This window comes from Bifidobacterium subtile, assembly GCF_000741775.1.
Lineage (GTDB): Bacteria > Actinomycetota > Actinomycetes > Actinomycetales > Bifidobacteriaceae > Bifidobacterium > Bifidobacterium subtile.
On sequence record NZ_JGZR01000001.1, the window covers coordinates 136,723 to 154,524 of the forward strand.

The window sequence follows — 17,802 nt, forward strand, 5'->3', positions numbered from 1 at the left end:
AATGCGTGGATTACAAGGTGAGTTACGCCACATGACCCTCGCTATGGTGGACGCAGGTGCCGTATAGAGCCAAATTAGGGGTTATACTGGAGGAATGACACAGAAAGTCGAAAGCGAAGAACGCTTGGCGCGTCCTCTGATCCGATTGGCTCGGCTGGTCGGGGTGGAGACCAGCTACATCGGGCAGAGCAGCGATTACCACGAAATCGAAGATGATGTCCTGATCGCTGTGCTCGGTGCCTTGGGCGTTGACGCTGCGAGCGATAAGGCCGTAGCGCAATCCATCACAGCAATACTGAACGACCGGCATCGGCGTTTGGTGGCACCCACCGTGCTGCACACCGTAGGCGAGGAGAGCGCGGTTCCGGTCAATACCGGCGTGCTCGACGTCCCCTCGGCCAGCATCACCTTGGAGAATGGCGAGGAATTCGGCGGCGACGTGGCCATCGGCGTGGGGGACGGTTCGCCGGTATACCCGCTTGAGGATTCCTTCGTGACCACGGCCTCGATCATGATTCCTGCGGATCTGCCTATGGGCTACCACACGCTGCATGTCGCGGTCGGGGAGCGCACGCAGGACGCCACGCTGATCAGCGCGCCGGAGAGGATCGAGCCCTTGGAGCCGCTCAAGGACGGCCGGATGTGGGGTTGGATGGCCCAGCTGTATTCCATTCGTTCGGCTCAGTCGTGGGGCGTGGGCGATTTCGCCGATCTGAAGACGCTGCTGGTGGAGTCGAAAGGCAAAACCGGCGCCGATTTCCTGCTGATCAACCCGCTGCATGCCGCCGAGCCGGTGCCGCCGCTCACGCCGTCGCCCTACTTGCCGGTTTCGCGCCGTTTCGTGAACTTCACCTACATCCGGCCCGAAGACATCGAGGAATACGGTTTCCTGGACGAGGACACGCGGGCGCAGATCGACGATTTGAAAGCCCAGGTCGAGGCGCTCAATGGCGATGCGCAGCTCATCGATCGCGATGCGATGTGGCGCTCGAAGATGCGTGCGCTCTGGCTCATCTTCAAAGCCGGTCTGGGCGCTGCGCGGCAGGCGCAGTTCGACCAGTTCAAGCAGGCCACCGGCGACGAGCTTGAAGCCTACGCGACCTGGTGCCTGTGCTACGACAAGTGGGGCGCTCCTGACGACAACGACCCCAACAGTTGGATTCACACGCTGTCTAAGGATTCCGAGCAGATCGCGCAGATTCGCGAGCAGTTCCCCGACACGCTCGACTTCTACTGCTGGCTCGAATGGGTCGCCATCGGACAGCTCGAAGACGCTCAGCGCGCGGCCAAGGGCGCGGGCATGGGCATCGGCATCATGTCGGATATGGCCGTCGGCGTGCACCCGGCCGGCTCCGAGGTGTGGTGGAATCCCGAGCGCTTCGCCAAAGGCGCTACGGTCGGCGTCCCGCCGGACTACTTCAATCAGCAGGGCCAGAATTGGAGTCAGCCGCCGTTAAGCCCGCTGTCGCTGGAATCCACGGGATACCAGGTCTATCGTGACTTGGTGCATGGCATGTTCTCGCAGGCCGGTGCGGTGCGCATCGACCATATTCTGGGTCTCTTCCGGCTGTGGTGGATACCGCAGGGCCATACGGCCACGCAAGGCGCCTACGTGCGCTACGACAGCGAGACCATGCTCGGCATCCTGGCCATCGAAACTGAACGCGCACATGGCGTGATCGTGGGCGAGGATCTCGGCGTGGTGCCCAAATTCGTGGTCGATTCGCTCAAGCGTCACGGGATTCTGGGCTGCACGGTCGAATGGTTCGAGCAGAAGGACGGCGTGTTCCTGCCGCCCGACACTTGGCGTCGCGATGCGCTCGCCTCCGTCAACACGCATGACCTGCCGCCGGCCGCGGGGTATCTGAGCTATGAGCATGTCGAGATACGCGATCGGCTCCATCTGCTCACCATGCCCGTCGAGGAGTTCAAGGCCGAAGCGATTCAGGAGCATAACGCGATGCTCTCGATGCTGGTCGACAAAGGCTTCCTCGATCCGGCGCTCATCACCGAGGAAACCGAGCACGAGCAGCTGATCGTCGAGGCGCTCTACCGTGGGCTCAAGGCTGCGCCGAGCAGGCTCTTGGCGGCTTCGCTGACCGATGCGGTGGGAGAGCACCGCACCCAGAACCAGCCGGGCACCAACAACGAATACCCGAATTGGCGCATCCCGCTGGCTGACGAGAATGGCGACGTCGTGCCGCTCGAGACGCTTTTCGACAACTCCCGTCTGCAATCCCTTGCCGCGATCATGCGCGACTGAGCACCCCGGCCTAGCGTTTTCCCGGGATTTTGCGGCGGCTGCGCCTCGGAACCGTTGCAGGCACCGCTGAGGGTTCCGGTTCGGCGCAATCCCGGGAACATGCGGAACACGCGAATAAGGGATGGCTCGCCATAGCCGGCTCGCCGCATGGCGTGTCGGGCGTGTTGCAGGAAGTCAAGGCTCGCGATATAGTTGAGGATTGTTGTGTTTCCCTAAGGGGTCCTTCAAAGCGCTTTCCCACTCGCAACCGAGGACTTTCAGGGAGCCCACGGATAATGAGGCTGAAACTGTCGTGACTTTTCACCACGGCTCTCGAAGCCCGGAACACAATAACCTAAGAAAAGGTACACTCGTGAAAACTTTCACACCGAAGCCAGCTGATCTGACTCACGACTGGTACGTCATCGACGCGACTGACGTGGTGCTCGGCCGTCTTGCCACCCAGGCGGCGACGCTGCTGCGCGGCAAGAACAAGCCGACCTTCGCGCCTCACGCCGATTCCGGCAACCATGTCATCATCGTCAACGCCGCGAAGATCGCGCTGACGGGCAACAAGCTGGGCAAGGAGCTGTACATGCACTCCGGACGTCCCGGCGGCCTGCGCAGCGACAACTACGGCGATCTGCTGCAGCGCAACCCCGAGCGCATCGTCACCACGGCGATCAAGGGCATGCTGCCCAAGAACCGCCTGTCCAAGGTGCAGCTGGATCGACTCCACGTCTTCGCTGGCGCCGAGCACCCGCACACCCCCCAGAAGCCCCAGAACTACGAGATCTCCCAGGTCTCGCAGCAGGCCAAGTGAACCGAAAAGGAGACAAGAGAAACATGGCTGAAAACACCAACGACTCCGCGGTTCTCGAGACCGAAGAGGAGCTCACTTCCTACAGCACCGAGACCAACTCCGGCGCAGGCACCGGCACCTCGGCGATCGAGCCGGGCTACGGCACCGGCCGCCGCAAGGAAGCCGTCGCCCGCGTGCGACTGATTCCGGGTTCCGGCAAGTGGACCGTCAACGGGCACACGCTTGAGGAGTACTTCCCCTCTCGCCTGCAGCAGCGTGAGGTCAACTCGCCGATCGTGCTGCTCAAGCTCGAAAACAAGTTCGACGCGATCGTCCTCGTCGAGGGCGGCGGCACCACCGGCCAGGCCGGCGCAATCCGCTTGGGCGTGGCCCGTGCGCTCAACGCCATCGACCGCGACGCGAACCGCGCGGCTCTGAAGAAGGCCGGATTCCTGACTCGCGACGCCCGCGCCGTCGAGCGCAAGAAGGCCGGTCTGCACAAGGCCCGCCGCGCTCCGCAGTTCTCGAAGCGCTAGGTTTTGCGCGTTATATGCAATACGACATTGGCCCCCTGCGATGCACTCGCAGGGGGCCAATGTCGTTGAGAATAGACATGTCTGGGATTCCATACACAAGTCGGTAGATAAGTGATTTGCATCATTGCAATGATGCGGATGAGAAAAACTATCTACCGACTTGTGTATAGCAGTCCTGACGCGTCGCCGCCACGCCGGCCCTACACGATCTGACGCATCAGGCAGATGCTTCGTCCGGGGATGTCCCATCCTTCCGGCTGCTCGGGAACGGCGTCCGCATCGTCGCCCGCCGAGGTCCACAGGCACCGCCATTCGCTGTCCTGCGGCAGCCGGAAGCTCTGTGCGCCCGCGTCGCCGTTGATGACGATGAGGATGTTCACTTCGTCGTTCGAGGTCAGGCGCATCGTGAAGGCGCGTATTTCGGTGTCGAACCAGTCGCGCTCCATCGGCGTGGTGCCGTCGGGCAGGAACCACTGCACGCGGCTGGACTGCTTGAACAGACCCAGCTGGGTGAGCCGCGTGAAGAAGTCCTCGTGATGGTAGAGGTCAAGGGATTTGCGAATCGAAACGAGCCGTGCGACGGATCGCATCCGGCTCAATTGCGGACTCGGCTCGTCTTTGTCCAGCCAGTCCCATTGCAGCCATGAGATGTCGTTGTCCTGGCAGTAGGCGTTATTGTTGCCCCGCTGCGAGTTGCCGAATTCGTCGCCCGCCGCCAGCATCGGCGTGCCGAGCGAAAGCAGCAGCGTGCCGAGCATGTTGAGCGCGGCACGTTCGCGCCGCTCGCATATCTCCGGATCGTCGCTGGGGCCTTCCACGCCGAAATTGGCGGAATTGTTGATATCCGATCCGTCGGTGTTGTTCTCGCCGTTGGCCTGGTTGTGCTTGCGCGAGTACATGGTCAGATCGCTCAGCGTGAAGCCGTCATGGCTTACGACGTAGTTGATCGAGGAAGTGGCGCCGCGGCCCGGTTCGGTGGCGAACAGGTCGGCCGAACCGCACAGCCGGGTGGCCATGTCCTGCATGCCCACGGCGTTTGCGGTGGGGGATTTCTCGGCGTCGGAGAGCCAGAACTTGCGCGTGGTGTCTCGGAAGCGGTCGTTCCATTCGGCGAAGGGCGAGCCGAACTGACCGGTCCGCCATCCGGCATTGCCTAGGTCCCACGGCTCCATGATGAGCTTGAGATTGCCGAGCAGCAGATCGCTGCGCAGCGCGTACAGGAAGGGATGGTGGTGGGTGAATTCGCCGTCGAGCCGGGCCAGCGAAGCCGCCAGATCGAAGCGGAAGCCGTCGATGCCGATGCGCTTGGCCCAGTAGCGCAGCGAATCAATCGCATAGGTGACGACATGCGTGTTCGTGAAGTCCATGGTGTTGCCGCATCCGGTGGTGTCTTCGAGAATGCCGGGATTGTCCTTCATGCGGCGGTAGTACGACAGCTCGTCCAAGCCGCGCCAGCATACGGTCGGCCCCTCCGGACCGCCTTCGCAGGTATGGTTGTAGACCACGTCCATGATGACTTCCAGACCCGCCTCGTGCAGGGCGTGCACCATGTCGATGACCTCCTGGCGCACCGCCTTGGCCCCTTGGCTGCGCGAGGCCTCGGTCGCATAGGAGGGCTCCGGCGAGAAATAGCCCAGCGTGGAGTAGCCCCAGTAGTTGGTCAGCCCGTTCTCGCGCACATGCAGCTCGTCCTGCTTGGCCTGAATGGGCAATAGCTCGATCGACGTGACGCCCAGCCGCTGCAGATACGACAGCGTCTGCGGATGCGCGAGCCCGGCGTAGGTTCCGCGCAATTCTTCGGGCAGCCACGGCGCGTTCGCCGTGAAGCCTTTGACATGCAGCTCGTAGATCACCGTCTTGCTCCACGGCACATGGGGGTGCGTAGGGTCGCCGACGTGCTTAAAGGTGTCCCGATCATCGATGGCGACCGAAACCGGCACCGAGCCCAGCGAGTCGATGGTGCTCATCCCGTCGAAGGCGGAGCCTTTGACCACGTTGTCCACGACATCGCAGGTATAGGAGAACGCCGCCGGGGTGAGTTCCATATGCCCGTCGATGCCTTTGGCATACGGGTCGAGCAGCAGCTTGTACGGGTTGAAGCGCACGCCGTGCTTCGGATCCCAGGCCCCGTCCACCCGGTATCCGTAGCGCATGCCGTCCCAAGCCTTCGGCAGATGCACGTACCACAGGCCGTAGTTGGGTCCGCTCATGCGGAACAGCGTCTCGCGCATGCCGAGCGACTGCACGATGCGCGTGCTTCTGTCATGGGTGTGGATGTGCTTGAGCATGCAGGTAGCCTTGCCGTCGAGCACTTGGATGGAGTCTGAGTAGAACGCGGAAGGCCGGGTGACCGGCTCGTAGACGCACAGCCATACCTGATCGGCCGTTTCCGAGCGGACGATGGCGTCGGCGCCGCCGTCTTCGGTGAAATACAGTCCGGGTCGTGTCGCGTAGCGGTGAAGTGGAGGATTGCGCATGCATTCATTGTATGTTGCCGCATGGCACATTCCAAATGCCTGTCTTGGATGTGGATTTGGCGGATTTCAAGGGAATCGCAGGAACGATGTGTGTCGGATGGGCGCTGGGTCGGTGCTGGATGGGGGCCGGTCGGCCGCTTGGTTGGCCGCTTCGGACGATTTGCCGCGCGACGCGATGAAACTTTTGTAAATGTGATTTGTAAAAGTATGGTTTTCGGCTTACACTCAGTGTCGGAACATGCGGGGCGAGCGCTCCGGATGGCATCCGTAGAAAGACAAGGTAGTCGGCTGCGGGGCGATGCGGCCTCGCGGAAAGGAACGGTCATGAAAGCACTGGTGCTGACCGGAATCAAGCAATTCGAGATCATGAATCGTGACACCCCCTTCATCGGGGAGAACGAGGTGCTGGTGAACACCGCCTATGCGGGCGTGTGCGGCACCGATCACGATCTGTACGCAGGGCGGCCAGGGTCCGCGCCCGCGGTGCCGCCGATCGTGCTGGGCCACGAGAACTCCGGCGTCGTCGCTGCGGTCGGCTCGCAGGGTCACGAACGTCAAGCCGGGAGACCGGGTGGCGGTCGACCCGAATATCTACTGCGGGCAGTGTGAATTCTGCCTGACAAGCAGGCCCGAGCTGTGCGACCACCTCAGTGCGGTCGGCGTCACCAGGGACGGCGGGCTGGCGGAGCAGTTCGTGGCCCCGGCCTCGGTGCTGTATGCGTTGCCCGACAACGTCCCGCTCAAGGACGCTGCGACCATCGAGCCGATTTCATGCGCGGTTCACGGCGTCGATCTGCTTGAACTGCATCCATACCAGAAGGCGCTGGTCATCGGCGATGGCTTCATGGGCCAGCTGTTCGCGCAGACGCTGCAGGCGTATGGCGTGCATCGCGTCGACCTCGCCGGCATCTTCGATGACAAGCTCGAGCGCAACAAGGCGCTGTTCGGCGTGGCCGGCACCTACAACACCAGGCGCGAGCGGATTCCCGAGGAATCCTACGACGTCGTCATCGAGGCGGTGGGACTGCCCAAGACGCAGAGCGACGCGGTGAAAGCCACTAAGAAGGGCGCGCAGGTGCTCATGTTCGGGGTGGGGCCGCAGGAGGCCCATTTCGAGATGAACACCTATGACATCTACAAGAAGCAGCTGGCGATCAAAGGCTCCTTCATCAATCCGCACACCTTCCGCGACGCCATCAGTCTGCTCGCCAGCGGCAAGATCAACGTCGCCCCGCTCATCAGCCACGAATTCGAGCTCGATCAGGTGCAGGACTTCCTGGATGGCAAGGTCGAAGGCGTCTCCAAGGCAGTGGTGAAGGTCGCCGCGTAGGCGTCATGAGCGAGGCGTACTGCGTTTCGGCTGGGCTGGAGGTGCGGATAATGGGTCGCTTCCTCGACCAAAGTCCGCCCGGCGCATTCGGGCGTTTCATCGTTTCAGACGCCCGAATGCGCCGGGCAGGTGGGACCAGTCATGTGATGCTGTCCGGATTGCCGCGTTTCGGTCAGCCAGATGCGGCAATCCGGACAGCGGGCTATCCGATCGGCTAAGCAGCTAGGCGGCTAACCATGAGGCGCTGCCGCCGATCGCCTGATTCATGCCCGTGCGCTCGCCTGCCCGCACAGCCGCGCGACGAAGGGCTCCACGTAGCGCAGCGCTGCTCCTATGACGTCCTGATCCGGTGCGCAGATGCTGAAACGCAGCGCATATTCATCGGCCCCGAAGGCGCTTAGGCCATCAATGCGGCTTTTGAGCTCGCGCAGATCCTCGTCGTTGAGATGCTGCGCAAGCTCGCCGCCGAGAATCACATCGGCGCACAGCACGGTTCGTGCATTCGCGATGGCTTGAGCCAGATAGCCGATCCATGCGTCGAAACGACTCCGGGCCAATGCGTTGCCCGGCGCATTCCCGTCGCGCAGCGCTGCGAAGAACTCGGGCAGATCAGCGAAATCGCCTTCGGTCAGCCGTTCGCAGGAGCAATAGGGATCCATGCAGCCGCGTTGCCCGCAATAGCACGGCCGGCCTCCCGGCACGAGCGTCATATGCTCGATGGTGCCATTGCGCCGTGTGCGACCTTGGCGCAAAGTCCCGTCGATGACCACGGCCCCGCCGGGCCGGGCGCCCAAATACACGCATAGCGCATCGCGCACGCCGTCGTTCGACCACAGCTCCGCCATCGCCGACGCGTCCGAATCGTGAATGAGCAGGCAGGGCAGCTCGATCGATTGCGCGATGGTGTCCAAGCTCAGTCCGGTGTTGCCCAGAATATTGCCGAAAGTGATGCTTCGGGCGTCGGCCGAGACCAGGCCCTGCATGCTGAAAGCCACGCCGAGCGCAGGGGAGCCCGAGCCTGCCAGCTGTTCGGCGAAATTCTGCACGGCAGCGCCGATGCGCTGGAAGAAGGCATCGGCGTTCGCATAGTCGAGGTCGAGCGTGCGCTTGGCGAGGACCGAGCCATGCAGGTCGATGGCGCATATGACGCTGTGGTGCCGGTGCAGCCTTACGCCCAGGGCCGTATGCGCGGAAGGCGCGAAGGCATAGGCCTGCGCCTTGCGTCCGCCGGTCGAGGCCAGGCGCTCGCCGCGCGATACCAGTCCTTCGCGCTGCAGCGCGAGCAGGTTGGCGCGAACCGTAGGCCGGCTCAAGGCAAGAGCGTGCTCCAGCGCGAGCATGGTGGCGTAGTCGTGCCGGTAGAGGTAATCGGCGATGAGGCTGCGGTTGTGCCTTTTGATTGCCGCGGACGATGACTGCCTCGTCAGCGCCGTGCGCGTAGTGCCCTGCTGTGACCCCATAATTCCTTCATTCTATCGGCTTCGGCCGCGGCTGGCTGTAATCGGTTGCGCCGGCTGCGGGAGCGGATGATCGATATGGTTGCCATAATGTGAACTGTTAGCGTGAACATTGGCAGCATTGCAATGGGCGAACCTCCGAATGCAACGAAATCGCTCAGATTTGATAGTAAGCGAACATTTTTTACAACAAAAAATATACAATAATGGACAAATGTCAATCGGCTTCACTCATGACACGCTCAAAAAATGGCAGCCTCGACAACGTACATGCGGTTCGCTAGTTTGTGACCTAAGTCACAGATGCATGCTCTGCGACCGGACCCCAGACCGCGTGCAAAGCGGTCTCACGACCGCATCAGAGGAGGACCCAAGTGGCCGACGCGAAGAAGAACAGTACGGCAGGCAAACCCAGCGCCGAGGACAAGCAAGCCGCAGCGCAATCCGAGGTCGATGCCTTGGTGAAACGAGGGCTGAAGGCGCTCGAGGAATTCGAGGAGCTGGACCAGGAGCAGGTGGACAGGATCGTGGGCAAGGCCTCGATCGCCGCGCTCAAAAACCATCTCGTGCTGGCGAAGATGGCCGTCGACGAAACCGGGCGCGGCCTGGTGGAAGACAAGGCCACCAAGAACATCTTCGCCTGCGAGCATGTGACCCACTATCTGTCAGGCCAGAAGACGGTGGGCATCATCAACGAGGATGATGTGCTGGGAATAGACGAAGTAGCCGAGCCGGTAGGCGTGGTCGCCGGCGTCACCCCGGTGACGAACCCGACATCGACCGCGATCTTCAAGTCGCTGATCGCCTTGAAGACCCGCTGTCCGATCGTCTTCGGATTCCATCCCTTCGCTCAGAAATGCTCGGTCGAGGCCGCGCGCATCGTGCGCGACGCCGCAGTGGCGGCCGGCGCTCCGAAGGACTGCATCCAGTGGATCGAGCATCCCTCGATCGCCGCGACCGGCGCGCTGATGCAGCATCCCGGCATCGCCACCATTCTGGCCACCGGCGGCCCGGGCATGGTCAAGGCCGCGTACACCTCCGGCAAGCCGGCCCTCGGCGTCGGCCCGGGCAACGCTCCGGCCTACGTGGACAACGATGTCGATGTGGTGCGTGCGGCCAACGATCTGGTGCTGTCCAAGCACTTCGACTACGGCATGATCTGCGCCACGGAGCAGGCCATCATCGCGCATGCGGACATCTACGATCCGCTGGTCGCCGAGCTCAAGCGCCGCAAGGCGTATTTCGTCAACGAGGAGGAGAAGGCCAAGCTTGAGCAGTACATGTTCGGCTGCACCTCCTATTCCGGCGGCACGCCTTCGCTCAACTCGGTCGTGCCGGGCAAATCGCCCCAGTTCATCGCGCAGGCCGCTGGCTTCGAGGTGCCGCAGGACGCGACGATTCTGGTCGCCGAATGCCGCGAGGTCGGCGAGATGGAACCGCTGACGATGGAGAAGCTCTGCCCGGTCCATGCGCTGCTCAAGGCGAAGGACAAGGACCAGGCCTTCACGATGTGCGAGCAGATGCTGGTGCACGGCGCAGGGCACAGCGCGGCGATTCACACGAATAATCAGGATCTCGTGCGCGAGTACGGGCTGCGCATGCACGCCTGCCGCATCATCTGGAACCAGCCTTCGTCGCTGGGCGGCATCGGCGACATCTACAATTCGATCGCGCCCTCGCTCACCTTGGGCTGCGGCTCCTACGGCGGCAACTCCGTGTCGGGCAACGTCCAGGCCGTCAACCTCATCAACGTCAAGCGCATCGCGCGGAGGAACAACAACATGCAATGGTTCAAGGTTCCGGCCAAAACGTATTTCGAGCCCAATGCGATTCGCTACCTGCGCGACATGTACAACATCCGCAGGGCCGTCATCATCTGCGACAAGGTGATGGAGCAGCTGGGCGTCGTCGACAAGGTCATCGACCAGTTGCGCGCCCGTCCTGAGCTCGTCACCTTCCGCATCATCGACTATGTCGAGCCGGAGCCGTCGGTGGAGACCGTGGAGCGCGGCGCGGCCATGATGCGCGAGGAATTCGAGCCCGACACGATCATCGCCGTGGGCGGCGGCTCGCCGATGGACGCCGCGAAGATCATGTGGCTGCTTTACGAGCACCCGGAGATCTCCTTCGACGACGTGCGTGAGAAGTTCTTCGACATCCGCAAGCGCGCGTTCAGGATTCCGCCGCTGGGCAAGAAGGCGCGGCTCGTGTGCATTCCCACATCGTCCGGCACCGGTTCGGAAGTGACGCCGTTCGCTGTGATCACCGACCACAAGACCGGATACAAGTACCCGATCACCGATTATGCGCTGACGCCGACCGTCGCCATCGTCGATCCGGTGCTGGCCCGTACCCAGCCGCATACGCTGGCGCAGGACGCGGGCTTCGATTCGCTCACGCACGCGATGGAGTCCTTCGTGTCCGTATACGCGAACGATTTCACGGACGCGATGGCGCTGCACGCAGCGAAGCTGATCTGGGACAATCTCGCCGATTCGGTGAATGCGGCTCCGGGCCTGCGCAGGACCGAGGCGCAGGAGAAGATGCACAATGCGGCTACGATGGCCGGCATGGCCTTCGGGTCTGCGTTCCTGGGTATGTGCCACGGCATGGCGCATACGATCGGAGCCTTGTGCGGCATCGCCCACGGGCACACCAACGGGGTGCTGCTGCCGTATGTCATCCGCTACAACGGAAGCATTCCGCAGGAGGCGACGAGCTGGCCGAAGTACAACAAGTACGTGGCGCCGCAGCGTTATCGCGAGTTCGCGAAGGTTCTTGGAGTCGACCCGGGAGCCACGGACGCCGAAGGCGTCGAGAATCTCGCCCGCGCAGTCGAGGACTACCGCGACAACAAGCTCGACATGGACAAGAGCTTCCAAGCGTGCGGCGTCGATGAGGATTACTTCTGGAGCATTCTCGACCAGATCGGCATGCGCGCCTACGAAGACCAGTGCACGCCCGCGAACCCGCGCGTCCCGATGATCGAGGATATGAAGGACATCGCCATCGCCGCGTACTACGGGGTCTCCCAGGCCGAAGGCCACCGTCTGCGCGCCGAGCGAGAAAGCAAGTCCGCCACGATCGAGGCGTCGCAAGTAGCCAAGGACTGAGTCAAGTCCTCGCTGCCTCATCGCGGCAAACCCCAATCCGCCTTCAGTCCCCCTGCCGTTGCCGGCGCAGTGTCACCATTGCGCCGGCAACGGCAGGGGGACTCTTATATGCTCTGTTCTGCTCCGCCCGTACCAGATGTCGGGTTCGGCCGATCAGCGTTCGTTTTGTAGCGCTCATGGCGGCCTGTCGCTACACAACGGTCTCTAAGACTCGGTTATCGTCCGTTTTGTAGCGTCAGCCGCTCGTTAGCGCTACAATCCGGACGCTAAACTTCGTCATGGGTTCGTTTCCTCCAGTCGTCGTAAAGCATTCGAGCGCCACCGTTATGCGGGCAGTCCGGTGGACTGCCTGTAGGTGGCGCTGAGGCTCCACGAAGGGGACGAAGTGAAGAAAAACAATTCCCGCGACATGCGCCACCGTTAAACAGGCAACCCGGTGGGTTGCGTGTAGGTGGCGCTGAGACCCCGCTAAGGGGGCGAAGTAAAAAAGACGATTTGCGCGTGACACGCGCCACCGTGAAGCGGGCAACCCTGTGGGTTGCTCGTAGGTGGCGCCGAGTTTCCGCTAAGGAAACGAGGTAGAGGGAAACGATTCCCGCGACACGCGGGAATCCCTTGTAATACCCCCTCGATGCTTTAATAGAGAAGTTGCCTGTTTTGGGCTCGCATATTGGAATCAAAAAAGCGAGTGCGGCGGCGGGTTCGTGGTGTGATGCACATCGTGAACGTCGCGTGCTGCACACTGATGCGTTGGACCGCGGGGTCATACCCGGGGGTCCTGTGCGCCGGTGTCCTTGAAGAGCAGGCTGGTAAACAGTAAAACGAATCGCTAGAAAGGGCGGACGGCAATGGCGGGACAGAAAATCCGCATCAGGCTTAAGTCCTATGACCATGAGGTCATCGACCAATCGGCGAAGAAAATCGTCGAGACGGTTACGAACGCGGGCGCCACTGTGGTGGGTCCGGTTCCTCTGCCGACCGAGAAGAACGTGTTCTGCGTGATCCGCTCTCCTCATAAGTACAAGGATTCTCGCGAGCATTTCGAGATGCGCACGCATAAGCGCCTCATCGACATCGTGGACCCCACGCCCAAGGCTGTGGACTCCCTGATGCACATCGATCTGCCTGCAGATGTCAATATCGAGATCAAGCTGTAGGGGAGGAGGAAACCGCAATGTCGCAAAAGGCAAATCGCAACGCGCTACTGGGCAAGAAGCTCGGCATGTCGCAGGTCTGGGATGAGAACGGCTTCTTCGTCCCTGTCACGCTCGTAGACGTCTCCACCAACGTGGTCACGACCGTCAAGACCGAGGAAAGCGACGGCTACAACGCCGTGCAACTCGGCTACGGCCAGATCGACCCGACCAAGGTGACCAAGCCTCTCGCAGGCCACTTCGCCAAGGCCGGCGTCACGCCGCGTCGCCACCTCGCCGAGGTGCGCACCGAGAACGCCGCCGAGTTCGAGCCCGGCCAGGAGCTGAGCGCCGAGGTCTTCGGCGAAGGCGCCGTGGTGGATGTCACCGGCACCACCAAGGGCAAGGGCTTCGCGGGCACCATCAAGCGTTGGGGCTTCAAGTCCTATCGTCGTACCCACGGCTCGCACAAAAACGAGCGTCGCCCCGGTTCCGTCGGCGCGTGCGCTACTCCGAGCCGCATCCTCAAGGGCAAGCGCATGGCTGGCCGCATGGGCCATGTCACCTCCACCGTGCAGAACCTCACCGTGGTTTCCGCGGATGTGGAGAGCGGCATCATCGCGCTCAAGGGTGCCGTTCCCGGCCCCAAGGGTGCCATCGTGCTTGTCCGTTCCGCAGTGAAGGGAGCCTGAGACAATGGCTAACGTTACTTTGAACGTCACTGACGCCAAGGGCAAGTCCGCCGGCTCCGTTGAAGCTCCTGCCGAGATCTTCGGCATCTCCGACGAAGACGTGCAGGCTCATGTGCCGCTGATTCACCAAGTGGTCATCGGCCAGCTCGCGGCGGCCCGCCAGGGCACACATTCCACCAAGAACCGTGGCGCTGTTTCCGGCGGCGGCAAGAAGCCGTGGAAGCAGAAGGGCACCGGTCGTGCCCGCCAGGGTTCGATCCGTGCGCCGCAATGGGCTCACGGCGGCGTGGCCCATGGTCCGGTTCCGCGCAACTACGAGCAACGCACCCCGAAGAAGATGAAGGCCAGCGCCCTGCGCTACGTCCTGTCCAATCGGGCCAACGCCGGCCGCATCGCCGTCGTGGATCTGGGCATCACCGATACCCCGTCCACCAAGACCGCGATCGCCGCACTGAACCCCGTGACCGAGAACAAGTTCACCACCGTCGTGCTGTCGCGCGACAACGTGAACGAGTGGCTCTCCGTGCGCAACATCCCCACCGTGCATGTGATCTTCGCCGATCAGCTCAACACGTACGATGTGGTCACCGCTCAATACATCGTCTTCACCAAAGACGGCTTCGACGCCTTTGTGGCTTCGAAGACCGAGCCGATCGCCAAGGAGGCCTGATCCACATGGTCGCTATTCACAAGCCAGCACATGACATCATCCTCAAGCCTGTCGTCTCCGAGAAGAGCTATGCGGCCTCTGACCGCGGGCAGTACACCTTCGTGGTGGCGCCCAGCGCGAACAAGGTGCAGATCAAGCAGGCCATCGAAGAGATCTTCAAGGTCAAGGTGACGAACGTCAACACCCTCAACCGCACCGGCAAGCGCCAGCGCACCCGCTCGGGCTTCGGCCAGCGCGTGAGCGAGAAGCGCGCGATCGTGTCCGTGGCCGAGGGCCAGACGATCGACATCTTCGGTAACTGAAGGTTAGCCGAGAAAGTCAAAGGAAGAACTACATTATGGCTATCCGTACATATAAGCCGACCTCTGCGGGCCGTCGCAACGCTTCGGTTTCGGACTTCTCCGAGATCACGCGCTCCACGCCCGAGAAGTCGCTGGTTCGCAAGCTGTCCAAAACCGGCGGACGCAATTCATACGGCCGCATGACCTCCCGCCATCGCGGCGGCGGTCACAAGCGCCAGTATCGTCTCATCGATTTCAGGCGCTGGGACAAGGACGGCGTGCCGGCCAAGGTCGCTGAAATCGAGTACGACCCGAACCGCTCCGCGCGCATCGCGCTGCTGCACTATGCCGACGGCGAGAAGCGCTACATCGTCGCTCCTGAAGGCATTGGCCAGGGCGACGTGATCGAGACGGGCGCCCAGGCCGATATCAAGCCGGGCAACAACCTGCCGCTGCGCAACATCCCGACCGGTACCATCGTGCACGCCATCGAGCTTCGCCCGCTGGGCGGCGCGAAGATCGCGCGTTCCGCAGGCGCCGGCGTCCAGCTGGTCGCCAAGGACGGAGCCTACGCTCAGCTGCGTATGCCGTCCGGCGAAATCCGCAACGTCGACGCACGCTGCCGCGCCACCGTCGGTGAGGTCGGCAACGCCGATCACGCCAATGTGGAGCTGGGCAAGGCAGGCCGCGCGCGCTGGATCGGCAAGCGCCCGATCACCCGTGGCGAGTCCATGAACCCGGTCGACCACCCGCACGGCGGCCGCACCCGTGGCGGCAAGCCGCCAGTGTCTCCGTGGGGCAAGGGCGAAGTTCGTACGCGTCATCCGAAGAAGGCTTCGAACAAGATGATCGTTCGTCGCCGTCCGAATGGTAAGAACCGCAAGTAAGGGAGTGTCGAGCAGATGACTCGAAGCATCAAGAAGGGCCCCTTCGTCGACGCCCACCTACAGAAGAAAGTCGACGTTCAGAATGAGAAGGGCACGCACAACGTCATCAAGACGTGGTCGCGCCGTTCGATGATCACGCCTGATTTCATCGGGCACACCTTCGCCGTTCACGATGGCCGCAAGCATGTCCCGGTGTTCGTCACCGAGGCCATGGTCGGCCACAAGCTCGGTGAATTCGCCCCGACCAAGACCTTCCGAGGTCATGTGAAGGACGACAAAAAGGCACGCCGCTAAAGGAGAGTAAAGACTTTATGGAAGCTAAAGCAATCGCACGTCACGTACGCGTGACGCCGCGCAAGGCTCGCCGCATGGTCGACCTCATCCGAGGCAAGCAGGCGACGCAGGCCATCATCACCCTCAAGTTCGCCCCTCAGGACGCTGCCACTCCGGTGCGCAAGGTTCTGGAGAGCGCTGTAGCGAACGCCCGCGTCAAGGCCGACAAGGCTGGCGAGGCGTTTCACGAGAACGATCTGTATGTCACGGAGACGTATGTGGACGAAGGCGTGACGCTCAAGCGTTTCCGCGCTCGTGCGCAGGGCCGTGCCGCTCGTATCAACAAGCGCACCAGCCACATCACGGTCGTCGTCGCCAACAAGGAAGGAGCCCGCTAAAGATGGGTCAGAAGATCAATCCCTTCGGATACCGCCTGGGCATCACCGAAGACCACCGTTCCAAGTGGTTCTCAGACTCCAGCAAGGCCGGCGAACGCTACCGTGATTTCGTCCTCGAAGACGATGAGATCCGCAAGGTCATGAGCAAGGACCTCGAGCGTGCGGGCGTTTCCCGCATCGTCATCGAGCGCACCCGCGACCGCGTGCGTGTGGACATCCACACCGCCCGCCCGGGCATTGTGATCGGCCGCCGCGGAGCTGAAGCCGAGCGCGTTCGCGCCAAGCTCGAGAAGCTCACGGGCAAGCAGGTCCAGCTCAATATCTTCGAAGTGAAGAACGCCGCGCTCGATGCGCAGCTGGTCGCTCAGGGCATCGCCGAGCAGCTGACCAACCGCGTCACCTTCCGCCGTGCGATGCGCAAGGCCCAGCAGGACGCCATGCACGCCGGCGCCAAGGGCATCCGCATCAAGCTCTCCGGCCGCCTCGGCGGCGCGGAAATGAGCCGTTCCGAGTTCTATCGCGAGGGCCGCGTTCCGCTGCAGACCCTGCGCGCCCTGATCGATTACGGCTTCTTCGAAGCCAAGACCACCTACGGCCGCATCGGCGTGAAGGTGTGGATCTACAAGGGCGACATGACCGAGCATGAGTTCGAGGAGCAGCAGGCCCAGCAGGGCGCGGGCCGCCCCGGCCGTCGTGGCGGCGATCGCCGCCCGCGCCGTGGACAGCGTCCGGGCTCTCAGCGCAGGACCGAAGCCGGCTCGCCGGCCGAGTCCGAGACCGCAGCCCCGGCTGCTGCCGCGGCTCCTGCTACAGAAGTGAAGGAGTGAGCATCAATGCTTATCCCAAAGAGGACCAAGTATCGTAAGCAGCAGCGTCCGACCCGCCGTGGCATGTCCAAGGGCGGCAACGAGATCGCCTTCGGCGATTACGGCATTCAGGCGCTTGCCCCCGCATACGTGACCAACCGCCAGATCGAGGCCGCTCGTATCGCCATGACCCGCTACATCAAGCGTGGCGGTCGTGTGTGGATCACGATCTTCCCCGATCGCCCGCTCACCAAGCACGCGCTTGGCTCGCGAATGGGCTCCGGCAAGGGCACGCCCGAGTTCTGGATCGCCAACGTGCGTCCTGGGCGCGTCATGTTCGAGATCGGCGGCGTGAGCGAGGACATCGCCCACGAGGCGCTGCGTCGAGCGATCGACAAGCTCCCGATGAAGTGCCGTATTATTGCTCGCGAAGGCGGTGACATCTGATGTCAGTCGGAACTGCAGACTACACCATCAAGAATCTCAATGAGAAGACCAATGACGAGATCGAAGGCTTCCTGAAGAAGTCCAAGGAAGAGCTGTTCAACCTGCGCTTCCAGAACGCCACTGGCCAGCTCGACAACTCCGCTCGTCTCAAGGCCGTCAAGCGCGATGTCGCCAGGATGTACACTGTCCTGCGCGAACGCGAGCTGGGCATCAGCCAAACTCCTGAGGCAAGCGCAACCAAGACCGAGGAGAAGTAAG

The 17,802-nt window shown here is 62.4% G+C and carries 16 protein-coding genes and 1 pseudogene; 15 read left to right on the forward strand and 2 right to left on the reverse strand.

What is annotated here, in order from left to right:
- The first annotated feature begins 94 nt into the window (after positions 1-94).
- The 3 genes from malQ to rpsI all read left to right on the forward strand — a co-directional run bounded on the left by malQ (position 95) and on the right by rpsI (position 3,580).
- A complete protein-coding gene (malQ, locus tag BISU_RS00575; RefSeq protein WP_024464322.1) occupies positions 95-2,263 on the forward strand; it encodes a 4-alpha-glucanotransferase in 2,169 nt (722 codons plus the stop codon).
- 352 nt (positions 2,264-2,615) lie between these two features.
- Positions 2,616-3,065, forward strand: coding sequence for a 50S ribosomal protein L13 (rplM, locus tag BISU_RS00580; RefSeq protein ID WP_024464323.1), 450 nt, complete (start codon positions 2,616-2,618; stop codon positions 3,063-3,065).
- A 23-nt stretch (positions 3,066-3,088) separates the two neighbouring features.
- Positions 3,089-3,580 (forward strand): 30S ribosomal protein S9, encoded by a 492-nt coding sequence (rpsI, locus tag BISU_RS00585; RefSeq protein WP_033502755.1) that lies wholly within the window; start codon positions 3,089-3,091, stop codon positions 3,578-3,580.
- Between the two features lie 200 nt (positions 3,581-3,780).
- Here rpsI and glgX read toward each other — a convergent pair whose 3' ends face one another.
- The gene (glgX, locus tag BISU_RS00590; protein ID WP_024464325.1) at positions 3,781-6,057 is read right to left on the reverse strand and encodes a glycogen debranching protein GlgX; all 2,277 of its coding nucleotides are present in this window, start codon (positions 6,055-6,057) and stop codon (positions 3,781-3,783) included.
- Between the two features lie 324 nt (positions 6,058-6,381).
- Between glgX and BISU_RS13305 the strand changes: the two are divergent.
- Positions 6,382-7,387: pseudogene (locus tag BISU_RS13305) on the forward strand (zinc-dependent alcohol dehydrogenase family protein).
- A gap of 263 nt (positions 7,388-7,650) precedes the next feature.
- Here the strand turns inward: BISU_RS13305 and BISU_RS00605 are convergent.
- Positions 7,651-8,847, reverse strand: a complete 1,197-nt coding sequence (locus tag BISU_RS00605; RefSeq protein WP_024464327.1) for an ROK family transcriptional regulator — start codon at positions 8,845-8,847, stop codon at positions 7,651-7,653.
- A 371-nt stretch (positions 8,848-9,218) separates the two neighbouring features.
- Here BISU_RS00605 and adhE point away from each other — a divergent pair, with 371 nt between their 5' ends.
- From adhE to rpmC, 11 genes are all read left to right on the forward strand, one after another.
- Complete coding sequence (adhE, locus tag BISU_RS00610) at positions 9,219-11,957, forward strand: bifunctional acetaldehyde-CoA/alcohol dehydrogenase (RefSeq protein WP_024464328.1); 2,739 nt, start codon at positions 9,219-9,221, stop codon at positions 11,955-11,957.
- An 848-nt stretch (positions 11,958-12,805) separates the two neighbouring features.
- Positions 12,806-13,114 carry a 30S ribosomal protein S10 gene (gene rpsJ / locus BISU_RS00615; protein ID WP_003827292.1) on the forward strand — a complete coding sequence of 103 codons (309 nt, stop codon included), beginning with the start codon at positions 12,806-12,808 and terminating at the stop codon, positions 13,112-13,114.
- Positions 13,115-13,131: 17 nt separating this feature from the next.
- A complete protein-coding gene (rplC, locus tag BISU_RS00620) occupies positions 13,132-13,782 on the forward strand; it encodes a 50S ribosomal protein L3 (protein WP_024464329.1) in 651 nt (216 codons plus the stop codon).
- 4 nt (positions 13,783-13,786) lie between these two features.
- Positions 13,787-14,452, forward strand: coding sequence for a 50S ribosomal protein L4 (gene rplD, locus BISU_RS00625; protein WP_024464330.1), 666 nt, complete (start codon positions 13,787-13,789; stop codon positions 14,450-14,452).
- A gap of 5 nt (positions 14,453-14,457) precedes the next feature.
- On the forward strand, positions 14,458-14,754 hold the full coding sequence (gene rplW / locus BISU_RS00630) for a 50S ribosomal protein L23 (RefSeq protein ID WP_024464331.1): 297 nt from the start codon (positions 14,458-14,460) through the stop codon (positions 14,752-14,754).
- A 35-nt stretch (positions 14,755-14,789) separates the two neighbouring features.
- Positions 14,790-15,620 carry a 50S ribosomal protein L2 gene (gene rplB / locus BISU_RS00635; RefSeq protein WP_024464332.1) on the forward strand — a complete coding sequence of 277 codons (831 nt, stop codon included), beginning with the start codon at positions 14,790-14,792 and terminating at the stop codon, positions 15,618-15,620.
- A gap of 15 nt (positions 15,621-15,635) precedes the next feature.
- Positions 15,636-15,914 (forward strand): 30S ribosomal protein S19, encoded by a 279-nt coding sequence (gene rpsS / locus BISU_RS00640; RefSeq protein ID WP_024464333.1) that lies wholly within the window; start codon positions 15,636-15,638, stop codon positions 15,912-15,914.
- Between the two features lie 17 nt (positions 15,915-15,931).
- A complete protein-coding gene (gene rplV, locus BISU_RS00645) occupies positions 15,932-16,291 on the forward strand; it encodes a 50S ribosomal protein L22 (protein ID WP_024464334.1) in 360 nt (119 codons plus the stop codon).
- Between the two features lie 2 nt (positions 16,292-16,293).
- Complete coding sequence (gene rpsC / locus BISU_RS00650; RefSeq protein WP_024464335.1) at positions 16,294-17,118, forward strand: 30S ribosomal protein S3; 825 nt, start codon at positions 16,294-16,296, stop codon at positions 17,116-17,118.
- A gap of 6 nt (positions 17,119-17,124) precedes the next feature.
- Complete coding sequence (rplP, locus tag BISU_RS00655; protein ID WP_024464336.1) at positions 17,125-17,544, forward strand: 50S ribosomal protein L16; 420 nt, start codon at positions 17,125-17,127, stop codon at positions 17,542-17,544.
- Positions 17,544-17,801 (forward strand): 50S ribosomal protein L29, encoded by a 258-nt coding sequence (gene rpmC, locus BISU_RS00660; protein ID WP_024464337.1) that lies wholly within the window; start codon positions 17,544-17,546, stop codon positions 17,799-17,801. Before rplP ends, rpmC begins: the two co-directional genes overlap by 1 nt.
- Position 17,802: the final 1 nt, after the last annotated feature.

Bases quoted from the DNA above. Each gene is read 5' to 3' on its own strand.
- rpsI (WP_033502755.1), top strand. From the start codon at position 3,089: ATGGCTGAAAACACCAACGACTCCGCGGTTCTCGAGACCGAAGAGGAG.
- rpsJ (WP_003827292.1), top strand. From the start codon at position 12,806: ATGGCGGGACAGAAAATCCGCATCAGGCTTAAGTCCTATGACCATGAG.
- rpsC (WP_024464335.1), top strand. From the start codon at position 16,294: ATGGGTCAGAAGATCAATCCCTTCGGATACCGCCTGGGCATCACCGAA.
- malQ (WP_024464322.1), top strand. From the start codon at position 95: ATGACACAGAAAGTCGAAAGCGAAGAACGCTTGGCGCGTCCTCTGATC.
- rplC (WP_024464329.1), top strand. From the start codon at position 13,132: ATGTCGCAAAAGGCAAATCGCAACGCGCTACTGGGCAAGAAGCTCGGC.
- rplD (WP_024464330.1), top strand. From the start codon at position 13,787: ATGGCTAACGTTACTTTGAACGTCACTGACGCCAAGGGCAAGTCCGCC.
- rplV (WP_024464334.1), top strand. From the start codon at position 15,932: ATGGAAGCTAAAGCAATCGCACGTCACGTACGCGTGACGCCGCGCAAG.
- rpmC (WP_024464337.1), top strand. From the start codon at position 17,544: ATGTCAGTCGGAACTGCAGACTACACCATCAAGAATCTCAATGAGAAG.
- rplW (WP_024464331.1), top strand. From the start codon at position 14,458: ATGGTCGCTATTCACAAGCCAGCACATGACATCATCCTCAAGCCTGTC.
- rpsS (WP_024464333.1), top strand. From the start codon at position 15,636: ATGACTCGAAGCATCAAGAAGGGCCCCTTCGTCGACGCCCACCTACAG.
- rplP (WP_024464336.1), top strand. From the start codon at position 17,125: ATGCTTATCCCAAAGAGGACCAAGTATCGTAAGCAGCAGCGTCCGACC.
- rplB (WP_024464332.1), top strand. From the start codon at position 14,790: ATGGCTATCCGTACATATAAGCCGACCTCTGCGGGCCGTCGCAACGCT.
- glgX (WP_024464325.1), bottom strand. From the start codon at position 6,057: ATGCGCAATCCTCCACTTCACCGCTACGCGACACGACCCGGACTGTAT.
- BISU_RS00605 (WP_024464327.1), bottom strand. From the start codon at position 8,847: ATGGGGTCACAGCAGGGCACTACGCGCACGGCGCTGACGAGGCAGTCA.